Consider the following 13493-nt stretch of genomic DNA (forward strand, 5'->3'; position numbering starts at 1 on the left):
ATTTAAGCAGGTTGTTCTGACCGCAACGGGGCCGGAAGGTGACCTAAGTTCGCTTTCGGGCCCTGCGTCTCTCCGACCAAATGACCGTAATGGGGAACTGCGCCTTCACCTGTCTCGAAGTGCGTGTGTTTGCTCCCCGAGAACTGACTGCACCTGCTCACGGAGCCAAACATGAGCGCTATCGCGATCATATCGTCGATGCCAATACATGCCCATTTCCATCTCTTGGCCGCCCACTGGCAATTCAAAGAGCTCCAGGTCAAGGGGATTGTGCGGTGATTTCGGCAAACTGCACGGGCAACGACGCCACGACGTGACCCTTGGCAACTGCCAGTGCGAGCGCATGGAAGTGGGGCATTGTTAGAAACAGGTTTCGCTTACGGCCATTTTCTGCCAGCGCTGCATCGGTTGCGGTGGAGAGCCCGCCGTCTGTCGAGCATATGGCGTGTGGTAGCGTACAAAAGATGTCCAGAGGCACAATATCGCCTGCATGGATGCCAGCGTCTGCGAAAGTCGGATTTCCCTTCTTGGAGACCATCACAAGGCGTGACTTGAAGAGGAATTGGAATGCTGCCCAGTCAGGAATATCGACAGGGGGTGAAAGCGCAAGGTCGATTGTTCCCTGTGACAATACATGGGGCATGGCGCGAGGCCCGCCGTCCAGGAACTGTAAGAGCACCTTCGGCGCCTGCGCACGCACGCGATGGGAGAGCTCGGGCATCAACATGGTCGAAAAATAGTCCGAACCCAGGATCCGAAAGTTCCTGTGTGCGGTCGATGCGTCGAAAGTCGAGTTCTCGGAGAACACGGCGTCGATACTGGTCATCGCATCGCTGACGGCTCCACTAAGGGTGATGGCTCTTGGTGTTGGGACCATGGTATTGCCCTCACGCACGAAGAGCTGATCTCCCACAAGGTGTCGCAAACGGTTGAGGGCGGCGCTGACCGCCGGTTGACTTAGGCCGATTCGCTCGCCGGCGCGCGTAACGCTGCGCTCCTGCATGAGGGCATTGAACACGCGCAGCAGATTGAGATCCAGCGAAGCAATATTCATGGCATGGATCGGCCCGATACCATCATTGGATTTCCATCATGAAGGAGTGCCCGAGTATTCTCAAGCCAAGCCTGCAACAACAGACAGCGCTGCATGGGAGAAAACCAATTATGACTTTTGTTCTGGTTCACGGAGCGTGGCACACCGGCGATCTGATGGTGGCGGTAGCCGAACATATCGCATCTCGAGGTCACGTGGTTCACACGCCCACAGCGGCCGGAAATCGTCTTGGCGATAGTGCTGACACGAGCCTGGAAGAAGCGATTCAGTCGATCGTTGAGTTTATCGAGAGCGAGGCGCTGACTGATTTTGTTCTGGTTGGGCACAGCTATGGTGGCATGCTCATCACGGGGGTGGCCGACCGCATGCCAGCCGGCACAATTCGCCGCCTAGTATATTGGAGCGCGTTCGTTCCAAACGATGGCGAATGTCTTAACGACTTGGTCCCACCCTTCTTCCTCGATCTTTTTGACAAGATGGCCGAAAGCGGCGGCTCGGTCATGATGCCATTCCCAATCTGGAGGGAAGCTTTGACCAACGACATGACCGACGAGAGGTCAACTGCGGCTTATGCAAAGCTCGTCCCGCAACCCTATCGCACCTTTACGGATAAGATTTCGTTATCCCTCCCCCCGGCAGCGTTCGCTGTTCCAAAATCTTATATCAACTTCACCGAAGACACCGGGATGCCGCACTCGATGCCGTGGCATCCCCGCCTATCGGAAAAACTCGGTCTATTTCGCCTGGTGCAGGCGTCAGGCAGTCATGAGGTTTGCTTTAGCAACCCTGCCGCAGCGGCGGGAGCCATCCTGATGGCTGCGCAGTAGCCTGCAAAAGTTGCGGGCTCTTCTCCGAAAATGTGAATGTTCGGCATGTGCGACAGCTGCCACGGCATTTCTTCACGGGCAGCCGGCAGCACCGGCCTTGGTACGAACTCGTATGAATTAGCCAGCCGTTCGAGTTCGAACCCGACCTCGCCCATCCACTGCTCCAGAAGCGAATGATCGAGCTCCACACCGGATCGGGCGTAGATGGTCTCCTTGCGCTGCGATGACGCCGGACTGTGAGTCGGGACTTTGTGGCGGCGCTATTACCCACCGGCGTCGCGCCAAACGCGTTGGGCTAGCAGCGCCGCCTCCACGCGATTGCGAACTGCGAGCTTTTCGAAAATGTTCGAGAGATGGAACTTGACCGTCTTTTCCTGCACTTCAAGGGTTCTACCGATTTCAGCGTTGCTGAACCCCTGACTGACAAGTCGTAGAACCCGCGCCTCCTGATCGGTGAGTTTGGCAATCGCTTCTTGTTCAGGTGAGAGGGAATGGATCTGTTGCTGGCTGATCAGGTCCCCAAGCAGCCGCGGCGATATTTGCACCCGGCCATCAAAAATCTCCTTGACGGCATTGAGCAGCTCGCGCGCGGTTGTGCCCTTGAGCAAATAGCTGACGGCCCCTAGATCAAGTGAGCGCGAAACGTCATTGACCTTCGTCGACGCCGTAAGCATTACAACGAGCGTGTTGGGGCTGACCTTGAGCACGTCGGGGATCACATCAACGCCACCGGTCGCCATCGCCACGTCCAGCAACAGCATATCGGGCCGATGGCGCCCAGCGAGTACGATGGCCTCCGTGCCACTTTCTCCCTGGGCAACCACGTCAAAATCCGGCTCAAGCTCAAGCGTCTGTGTCAAGCCGGACCGAAAAATAGGATGATCGTCTACGATGACAATTCGTTGCTTAGACATGGGCCGCCTGTTCGTGCAAATTGAGCGACATTTCGAGCACACTGACCTCATCCAGTCGCGAAAAGTGCAGTTCACCGCCAAGCGCATTGATTCGAGCCTTTAGCCCTTCAAGTCCGATGCCTGGCGAGGGAGCCGATCCTGACATTGTTTTCCGCCCATACGAAATTACCCGGATATCCAACATTTCCTTGGAGTCCAGAGTCGCTTCTACCCTTGCGTTATCGCTTGCGCTATGACGATAGGCATTGTTGAGACCCTCCTGAACAAATCGAAATACGCAGATATTGATCGACCGGATCGATCGATCCAACCGCGCATTGCCCAGTGCCAGATCGGCATCTATGGTCATGCCCGTCCTGTCCTTGTGAATATGAACCGCATGGGCAATTGCATCCGTTAATGATCCTTCCTCGATCTGTGGCAACACAAGACCATGCGCAATGTTGCGCACATCGTTGAGGGCAGATGTCAAATTCGTTTCGATTTCACCTAGTTCTGAATGAAGTGCGGCCACGCTTTTTGCTCGTCGTGCCATTTCGACCTTTAGTACCGCGTAGCTGATCAACTGGCTGGGCCCATCGTGAAGATCGGCCCCGAGGGTGCTGAGGAAATGGTCATTGTGTTCTGTCAGCAGTCGAGAGGCTGAAAGGGCTTGTTCGCGCAGGGCACTATTGCGGTCGGCGAGAATCTGGGTCTGCAACAATTGCGTAGACAGGGATTTTTCCTGCCGCTCAAGCTTTTGCGACGCGCGCCAGACCAGGGCAAACAGCGCTAGATAGAAGACAAGACAAGCAAGGCCAACAGCAACCCAGCTGCGGATCGAAGCGGCAACTAGGGCCTCTCCAATGTCACTGGAGGCTTCGTGGACTTCCGACACGGCAATGATCTCTCCATCCGCTCCATGAATTGGCGTATAGATTTCAGTATACGTTCGCTGGAACCCGCGCGAGATATGCTCTAGCGCTGAGAGGTCGGTCTCAAGCGCCACAACCATGCCATTGAAGGCCCGAACGGCTCCGGGCGGCAATTCGAACTGCTCGCCGATTAGACCTTCGGAATTGGAGTAGAGAACCGTCCCGTCGGCGCGCCATATGTCAAGATAGGGAACTCGGTCGGCAAATGCGCTAGTGTCGAATAGGCTGTCCAATTGGACATGCGCCTCGTCAGTAATGTCTCCCCCGCTCCGCAACGCCCCCAGATGACTGACAATGGAACTATCGACAAACAAAGCAGTCGCCACTGCCCGATGATAGAGCGCGTTTGAGCGCACGAAGTTCGAAATGACCGTTCCGGTGACGATCATGACCACGATCATTACCGCGCCGCCCGCCAGGCTGAACTGCTCGATCAGACTGCGGCGGCCCCACAAACCTAGCCAAAGCCGGTGCCAAGAGCCCGGCGGTCTCGCCAATCTTTGTACCTGGCCCATATTCTCCCCCACTCCCGGCAGGCCGCTCGATGCCGTCTGAATGGCGCATCCTCCAGTTGCAGAATTACTTCAGTTTTGCCGCCACAGGCAAACATTACTTGACAAAGCGCAAGTGAAACCCGGCTCGCTAGACCAAGGTCCAGTATTATTTCGGACCTAAGCCCCCCAAACTCATCAGACCATCTGTCATTACCAGCAGCGGCCATTTCAGCGAACATCCAGTCCAAGATGGACAATTTGGGCGTGGTGCAACCACGACTAAGGACAGGGAACTGAAATGGCTAAGCTCGATCGGAACGACCTCGACTTCATTCTTAAGCAAATCAAGCTCGCGGAAGAACATTCGGCGCTGATCGCACAAGGTGTCGATCCGCGTGAAGCTCTTGAGCAACTGATCTCCAGCCCGTTGCTCCCCTTCGGACTACGCACGGTTGATGGCAGCTTCAACAATTTCCAGCCTGACATGATTCACTTCGGTGCGGGCGACGAAGCCATGACACGGCTGCTGACGCCCGATTACAGTCCTGCCGAAGCCAATCCGCGCACCGGCCAGCCCACCAGCTACGAACAGTTCGACGGCTCGGTCTATGACAGTCAGCCGCGCATCATTTCCAACCTCATTGCCGATCAGTCGATCGACAACCCCGCCGCCATCGCCGCAGCGCTCGCCTCGGTCGGCATCACCGGCACCCAGGCCCTGGAAATCACCGGTGCGGTCATGGCGCTACGCGCGGAGGCCCTCTCGCTGCGCGCCGCCATCGACGATGCACAGATCGATGCGCAAACTGCCTTCGATGCGGCAGACACCGCCCTCACTGCCGCGCTTGAGACCCAGGTCAACGCGCAGTCGGCTCATGATCTAGCCCTCGCCTCTCAAGCCACTGCGCAATCTGCCGTCGGCAATGCCAGCACTGCTCTGGCATCAGCGATTGCTGCACGCGATGCCCACCTGCCCGTGGTGTCCGAAGCGCAGACCGCCGCCGACACCGCGCTTGCCGCGGTACAGGCAGCTCAGGCAATTGCAACAAGCACCCAGGATGCGGTGACGCTGGCTGCTGCACATCTTGCATCGGCCCAGGCAATGGAAGCTGCGGCACTGGCCGCCTTCCAGGCGGACCCCACTTTGGCAAACGCCAATGCTTACGCCGCTGCCGTCGACATCAGGGAAGAGGCCGCACTCGCCCACGGACTGGCCCTCGAAGCCGACGAGGACGCCGATGCTGCCCTGCTGGCGGCTCAGGCCGAGCATACTGCGGCAGTCAGCGTGGTTCAGGACGCACTCACGCTGCTTCAACAACTCGACGCGGAAGTAAGTCTGGCTCAGGCCAATATTCAATCTGCGCAGGCGCAACTCGATCTGGCCGATGCAGCGCTTCAAGACGCAACCGAAACCCTTTCACAGGCCGACGATGCCGTGGCAGACGCTACGGCCGCGCGCGATGCCATTCCCCTTGGCGAAGCGGCGACCGCAGCCGCCGAAGCGGCGGCCGACGCCGCCGACGCCGCCGTACTCGCCGAATTGGCTGAACACGGGGTCGGCATGGATGAGGCTAACGTCTTTATCAAGAACATCGCCGCGGATCTCGGCGACACGGCCTCGTTCAATGGCTTCATGACGATATTTGGTCAGTTTTTCGATCACGGACTGGATCTTACCGCAAAGGGCGGGTCAGGCACGGTTTACATACCGCTGCACCCCGATGATCCGCTTTACGATCCGGAAAGCTTTACAAACTTCATGGTCCTAACCCGCGCCACCAACGAGCCGGGTCCAGATGGCGTTCTTGGAACAGAGGATGACGTCCGCGAGCATCGCAACGAGACGACACCATGGACCGACCTCAATCAGGTCTATACTTCAAACCCGTCGCATCAGGTTTTCCTGCGCGAGTATGTCATGATCGATGGAAAGCCCATCGCAACCGGTCATATGCTCGAGGGCGAAGCCGGCGGGCCCCCGACCTGGGCCGATGTCAAGGAGCAGGCTCGAGAAATGCTGGGCATCGCACTCGATGACCTCAACGTTCACAGCGTGCCGCTGCTCGCCACAGATCTTTATGGTGAATTCCTGCGCGGCTCCAACGGCCTGCCCCAGATTGTAACCGCGAATGGCCTGGTCGAAGGCAATCTCGATGTGCCCGTCGACGCGCTTGAAAGCCTGAGCGCGGGCCGAGCCTTCCTCAACGACATCGCTCACAATGCAGTACCGGGTTCTTATACGGTCAGCCAAGGCGCTAACGGGACCGTCACCGGCATCAAGAGCCCCGACCCCGATGATGAGATCGGCAATGAAATCGTGCCCAATATGTTTGGCGGCAATGCCACATACGACGACGAATTGCTGGATAGGCACTTTATCGTCGGAGATGGGCGGGGTAACGAAAACATTGTGCTGACCGCAGTGCACACAATGTTTCATGGCGAGCATAATCGTCAGGTCGATGCGATTAAGGCCAGCCTGGTGGCCGAGGGGGATATCGACTTCCTCAACCAATGGCTGCTCGTCGAGGTGACCGAGATGCCCGCTGACCGTTCCACTCTGGTGTGGGACGGCGAACGGCTATTCCAAGCCTCCCGGTTCTCGACCGAAATGGTCTATCAGCACCTTGTCTTTGAAGAGTTCGTTCGGTCAATCGCGCCGCAGATCGACCCGTTCGTGTTCTCCAACAGCGTCGAACTCGATGGCGCGATCTTCGAGGAATTCGCTCAGGTCGTTTACCGCTTCGGCCATTCGATGCTCAACGAGACCGTCGAAATGCTCAATTTCGCCGGGGGTGGGGCGACGCCAAGTGAAATGGGCCTGATCGAAGCTTTCCTTAACCCCATGGCCTTTGCAGAGGCGGGAACAACAGCGGAACAAGCCGCCGGGGCCATCTTGCGTGGAATGACACGTCAGGCGGGCAACGAGATCGACGAGTTTATGACAGGCGCCCTGCGCAACAACCTCGTCGGGTTGCCACTCGACCTTGCCGCGCTCAACATTGCCCGCGCGCGGGAAACTGGCATTCCCTCGCTCAATGACGCGCGGCGCCAGATCTATTCCCAAACCAACGATTCCTATCTCAAGCCCTATTCAAGCTGGTCAGACTACGCCCAGAACATCAAAAATCCACTTTCGATCGTCAATTTCATAGCCGCCTACGGAACTCACACTTCACTCCTTGCCGCAACGACGGCCGGGGCCAAACGCGATGCGGCATGGGCGCTGGTGTTCGGCGAAGACGGCGCGCCCGCTGATCGGCTGGACTTCCTCAATTCAACTGGAGAATGGGCCAATCAGGAAACCGGCATGAATGCCGTCGATTTCTGGATCGGTGGTCTGGCTGAGGCTCTGATGCCATTTGGCGGGATGCTCGGCTCGACCTTCACCTTCGTCTTCGAACTCCAGATTCAGAACCTGCAGAACGCCGACCGCTTCTACTATCTCAGCCGCACCCAGGGCATGAACCTGCTGACCGAATTGGAAAGCGACAGCTTTGCCGATTTGATCCGGCGCAATACCGATACCGAAGATGCTGGTTTGCATATCAACGGCGCCGCCTTCCAGACGGCCGACTATGTCATCGAAATGGACCAGGCCAAACAGTACAATGAAGGGCTGGGTTCGGCCGATCCGACGCGCGAACCCGACGTAATTTCGGCCATAACGGGCTCCGATTCGCTGGTTATGCGCCGCGATCTCGATAATGACGGCGATGTCGATTTCATCCAGTATACCGGTGGTGAACACGTCGTGATCGGCGGCACCAATGAGGACGATTTCATTGTCGGAGGCGCTGGCGACGACACAATCTGGGGTGAAGGCGGAAACGACACGATCGAGGGCGGATATGGCGTCGACCACATCCATGGCGGTGACGGCGACGACGTCATCACCGACAGCGGCACCGACATCGGCGATGCCGACGTGATCAAGGGTGAGGGTGGAGATGACGTTATCAATGGCGGCATGGGCCTCGACCTGATCTTCGGTGGAGATGGCAAGGACGTTCTTTCCGGCGGCTCTGAAGACAAGGCGATTTTCGGGGGACACGGAGACGATTTCATCCGCGCCGCGTCCGGAGGCGGCGGGGTGGTCTATGGCAATGAAGGCAACGACTGGATGGAGGGTCAGGGCAACATGAACACCCTGACCGGCGACAATTCCCAGCTGTTCTTCAACTCCCGCATCATCGGTCATGACATCATGATCTCTGGCGAGAACGATACCGATTTCGACGCTGAATCGGGCGACGACATCATGGTTCAAGGCATCGGCATCAACCGCAATAACGGCATGGCGGGTTTTGACTGGACCACGTTCCAGGATAACAACTACGCCGCCGATGCAGACATGAACGTCTCGATCTTCGTCAACCAGCAGAACAATATCCTGCGCGATCGCTACGATCTTGTCGAAGGCCTCTCAGGCTGGAACTACGACGACAAACTGACCGGACGCGAAGTGGTGGTCGGAGCTTATGACGCCCTCGGCAATGCCGCTCAGGTCGATCCAGACGCTCCCATCGACAGTTTTTCGAATGCGCTGCTGGAAAAGAACCTTCACCTCATCGACGGGCTGGCCGACCTGGTCGCCCATCTCGAACGCTTCGACGTCTGGAATCCCCACAATCTAATTATGCCCAGCGAAGAGGAAGCAGATGATGGCGCGGTGCCCATCGTCATAGATCCCAATGGCATCCGTGAAACCGCGGTCATGGATACCTCGGACGGCTCCGACATCCTGCTTGGTGGCGGTGGCTCGGACGAAATCCGCGGCATGGCTGGCAACGACATCATCGACGGCGACAAATGGCTCAGCGTCCGCATCGGTATCGTCGACGAAAATGGGGTCGAGTTTGCTACCGCTTCGCGCTTGACCAGCAAGGTCTACGATCTTGATGGCACCATGCTTTTTGAGGGCCGCACTCTGGAATCGCTTCTTTTCTCGCGCGACATCCGTCCCGCCCAACTTGAAGCGCGGCGCGAGATACTCGATGGCGGGCAAGAAGGCGATATCGATACCGCGGTCTATTGGGATGTTCTCGAGAACTACGAAATCACCCGCAACGCAGATGGCAGCGTAACAGTCAGCCATGTGGAGCAAACGGCGGGAGTCATCGATCCGGCTACGGGCCGCACTCTTGAAGCGGAAGGTACAGACCGTCTGTTCAATATCGAACAACTTCGGTTTGCCGATGGCACCTTCACCATAGATCAGCTCCTGCCGCCGCCCAACAGCCCTGCGACGGGTCTGCCAATCATCAGCGACATGACTCCCACCGAAGGTCAGATTCTCACCGTCGACACTTCATCTATCGCAGATGCCGACGGGCTGGGAGCACTAAGCTACCAATGGCAGGTCTCCAGCAACGGCGGCGCCACCTGGCAGAACATCTCCCCTCTGGTCGGTGGAACCTCTGCTGGATTTGCTCCCAACGATGGCCTTTTTGGTCTGGGTGGCCAGGTCGGAGACATTCTTCGCGTCCACGTCAGCTTTACCGACGCTCTAGGCAATCCCGAAGTTCTTGTGTCCCAGGCGACAGCAGTTGTCGGCGACGACTGGAACGGCACACCTCTGGTCAACAACACCTTCAACGGTACGGAGGGGGATGATATCGCCGATGGGGTCAACCCTCAAAATGTCCTGTTCTTTACGTTGGGCGGCAACGACACGCTCAACGGCAATGGGGGCAATGACATACTCAACGGCTTCGGCGGCAATGATACCATCGACGGCGGTGCCGGAGACGACATTATCGATGGCGGAGCAGGTGCCGATACCATCACGCAGACCAGCACACACGGGCGCGATCGCATCAATGGGGGAGCCGGCACGGATACCTATGTGCTTAACGGTGTCGCCGGTTCGGAAACGTTCCGCATCTACGCGGTAACGGGTGCCCAGAACGCAGCCATCGCCTCGGCGCTGTCCGCCTCACTCGGTGTTTCATTCGCAACGGGCACGGAAATCGCGATCACCCGGACTGTTGGCGGGGTCGAAAGTCTGATTGCCGAACTCGACAACATTGAAGAGATCCGGGTCAATACCCTCAATGTAACCGCAAACAACAACAATGGCGGGCTCGACACCGGCGTCAGCGGGGGCGACACCATCCAGGTGGTGGGCAATTTCAACCCAACCAGCCTCAACTTCAGCACCATTACCATCGATGGCATGGCTGGCGACGATATCGTCGACATAAGTGCTCTGCAGTCCGGGCATCGTATCGTCTTCCGGTCCAATGGAGGCAACGACACTATCGTGGGCACATTGAGGCCCCAGGATGTCATCGAACTTCCCGAAGGGACTGATGACTATTCGTCCTCGACTGTCGATGGCGTCACGACGATCAGCTTCGGCGAGAGTACCGTCACCTTCGCGGCGCCGACTGACGGCGACCCTTTCGTGCGCACGGCAACAGGCAACACCGATGACGACCATGATGAGTATGATGATGACGGCTGCCATTCTGACGATGATGACGACCACATCCAGACGCCCGATACCGCCGCGCCATCGGCCGCTGCGGCACCGATTGTCGGCAGCGCTGCCGCAGACGTGCTTATAGGCACGACGGGCAAGGACCTCATCTTTGGTCTCGGAGGCGTCGATTACATCGTCGCCGGCTCCGATGCCGACATGATCCGCGGCGATGACGGTGATGATTTCATCTATGCCGAAGGCGGACGGGACGTCGTCTTTGCCGGTGACGGTGACGACGATGTGTTTGGCGGCGACGGCGACGACGTCCTCTATGGCGAGGACGGAGACGATTGGATCTCCGGCGACAACGGCAGGGACATGCTCGATGGCGGCATGGGAAACGATACCGTGTTCGGTGGCGGCGGTGATGACATGTTCATCGCCAGGAATGGCGACGGCGACGATTACTACGATGGCGGCGCCGGCTCGGACACCCTCGACATGGGCTCGATCACCGGCGATGTCAACGTAAACCTGGGAACCGGAATCGGTGGCCGCGGCAGTGTTACCGGTGCCAATTCGGGCACAGATACGCTCTACAGCATAGAGAACGTTACAACGGGTTCGGGCAATGACACGATCATCGCCAGCACGGCCGTCAACGTGATGGATGGCGGGGCGGGCGAGGACGTGTTCGTTTTTGGTTCCGTCGCTGCCGCAAAAGGCGACACCATCGTCGGCTTTGAGACTGGTGACCGCATTGACCTGTCCGGGATCGATGCCAATGCCAGCCTTGCCGGTGTGCAAAGCTTCACGCTCGTTTCGGGCCAAGCCAGCGCCCCGGGGCAGCTCGCCATCAGCCATGAAAGTCGTGACGACGGTGATTTCACGATCATTTCGGGCAATACGAGCGGCGATGAGGACCCCGAATTCCGGATCGAGCTGACCGGAAACCATACACTCACGGCCTCCGACTTCAACCTCTAGCGCACTCTTGCTCAGGGCGGGATCTCCCACCCTGAGCACCATAAAGCAATGCAGGGCGCCGGTGCTGATCGAACATGACCGGCACGGCTCCGATAAAAAAGAGGGAAATGCCATGGCCAAGTCCAAAGCCGAGAACCAACTCTCAGCGCATCGCGAGGACGACATGCTTAAGAGCCGATTCAAGGGCATTGGCGTTTTCGTGTTCTGGATATCGGGTATCATCAACGTGCTGGCGCTGACCGGCTCGTTCTACATGCTCCAGATCTATGACCGGGCGCTAACCAGTGGATCGATACCGACCCTTGCCGCTCTCTCGATCCTGGCTATTGGGCTTTATCTTTTTCAGGGCCTTTTCGACGTAATCCGCGGTCAGATCCTTGTGCGCATGGGTGCCCGCTTCGACAAGATGCTGGCCCCGATCGCCCATAAGGTTAGCGTGGACATGCCACGCTTTGGCTTTTCCACGTCCGAGGCACTCGAACGCGGGCGCGACGTCGACACAGTCCGGGGCTTTATGGGAACGCAAGGCCCCAGCGCGCTGTTCGATCTGCCTTGGGTGCCGCTCTATTTGATGTTTGTATATTTTCTCCATCCGATGCTGGGGAACGTGACGCTCGGCGGCATCGTCTTTCTCGCCCTGCTCACTGCGCTGGCCGAGCTCAAGTCCCGCAAACTCACCCGAACCGCACAGCAGGCGGCGATCACGCGCAATACGATCGCAGATTCCAACGCCCGCAACGCCGAGGTCATCAGGGCCATGGGCTTCTCGGCGAGGGCAGTAGCCCGCTTCAACGCGGCCAATGATCAACATCTAGACCTTCAGACCCGGGCCAGCGATGTCGTGGGGACCTTCAGTGCCTTTTCTCGGGTGGCCCGAATGCTGTTGCAATCGGCCCTTCTGGGGCTCGGCGCCTATTTCACCATTCAAGGACAAATGTCGGCTGGCGCCATCATCGCCGTTTCGGTTGCGTCCGGACGCGCGCTGGCGCCGATCGACATGGCCATCGGCAACTGGAAGGGCATTGTCGCCGCGCGCCAAGCGTTCGGTCGCCTTCGTGACACCATGATTGCTCTCGAGACCTCCGACAAACCTCTGAATCTGCCCACCCCGTCAACGACACTCTCGATCGAAAAGATCACCGTCGCCGCCCCTACTACCGGCCAGATTCTGCTCTCGGAAATCTCTTTCGATATCCACGCCGGACAAGCGCTTGGCGTAATCGGCCCCAGTGGTGGCGGAAAGTCCACATTGGCCAAGGCTATCGTGGGAATTTGGCCGACCGTGCGCGGCGGCGTTCGCATCGATGGCGCGGAGTTGACCCAATGGGATGAAGAAGTCCTGGGTCACCAAATCGGTTATCTTCCCCAGGAAGTTTCCCTGCTCGATGGCACTGTGTTCGAAAACATCTCGCGCTTCGCTCCCGAACGCGATTCCAAAGCGATCGTCGAGGCGGCGCAAGCCGCTGGTGTGCACGACATGATCGTTCACCTCGCCGACGGCTACGATACCCAACTTGGGCCCATGGGCACCGCCCTTTCGGCCGGCCAGCGCCAACGGATCGGGCTCGCACGCGCGCTCTATGGCAAACCGTTCATGGTCGTGCTCGACGAGCCCAACGCATTCCTCGATGCAGAGGGCGAAGTTGCGCTCAACGCAGCCGTACGCAGTGTGCGTGAGCGCGGTGGTATCGCCATCGTCATCGCCCATCGCCCAAGCGTCTTGGCCGAAGTCGGGCTCGTTGCCGTCATCCAGAACGGACGGCTTTCCAAGTTCGGTCCCAAGGAGAAAGTGATCGGCGGGCCGCGTGCTGTCCGTCCCGACGAGCCGGCCACCACACCTGTCACCGCCATGCAGCCCCTCAAGACGGTGGGTTGA

6 protein-coding genes are annotated in these 13493 nt (G+C 58.3%); 3 read left to right on the forward strand and 3 right to left on the reverse strand.

Annotated features, from left to right (window positions below; all coding sequences use genetic code 11):
* Positions 1–259 precede the first annotated feature (259 nt).
* A complete protein-coding gene (locus ACN0TA_RS15025; RefSeq protein WP_417584371.1) occupies positions 260–1054 on the reverse strand; it encodes a LysR family transcriptional regulator in 795 nt (264 codons plus the stop codon).
* Between the two features lie 107 nt (positions 1055–1161).
* Between ACN0TA_RS15025 and ACN0TA_RS15030 the strand changes: the two genes are divergently transcribed.
* Positions 1162–1881, forward strand: a complete 720-nt coding sequence (locus tag ACN0TA_RS15030) for an alpha/beta fold hydrolase (RefSeq protein WP_417584407.1) — start codon at positions 1162–1164, stop codon at positions 1879–1881.
* A 263-nt stretch (positions 1882–2144) separates the two neighbouring features.
* Here ACN0TA_RS15030 and ACN0TA_RS15035 read toward each other — a convergent pair whose 3' ends face one another.
* The gene (locus ACN0TA_RS15035; protein WP_417584373.1) at positions 2145–2795 is read right to left on the reverse strand and encodes a response regulator; all 651 of its coding nucleotides are present in this window, start codon (positions 2793–2795) and stop codon (positions 2145–2147) included.
* Complete coding sequence (locus tag ACN0TA_RS15040; protein ID WP_417584375.1) at positions 2788–4206, reverse strand: sensor histidine kinase; 1419 nt, start codon at positions 4204–4206, stop codon at positions 2788–2790. Before ACN0TA_RS15040 ends, ACN0TA_RS15035 begins: the two co-directional genes overlap by 8 nt.
* Positions 4207–4501: 295 nt before the next feature.
* Between ACN0TA_RS15040 and ACN0TA_RS15045 the strand changes: the two genes are divergently transcribed.
* Together ACN0TA_RS15045 and ACN0TA_RS15050 are read left to right on the forward strand one after the other, a co-directional pair.
* Entirely contained in the window at positions 4502–11617 is a 7116-nt protein-coding gene (locus ACN0TA_RS15045) for a peroxidase family protein (RefSeq protein ID WP_417584377.1), read from the forward strand.
* Positions 11618–11729: 112 nt separating this feature from the next.
* Positions 11730–13493: a type I secretion system permease/ATPase gene (locus tag ACN0TA_RS15050; protein ID WP_417584379.1), complete on the forward strand. Its 1764-nt coding sequence runs from the start codon at positions 11730–11732 to the stop codon at positions 13491–13493.

Origin of the sequence: Pelagibacterium sp. (genome assembly GCF_048264985.1) — a bacterium.
In the GTDB taxonomy this organism is placed as follows: domain Bacteria; phylum Pseudomonadota; class Alphaproteobacteria; order Rhizobiales; family Devosiaceae; genus Pelagibacterium.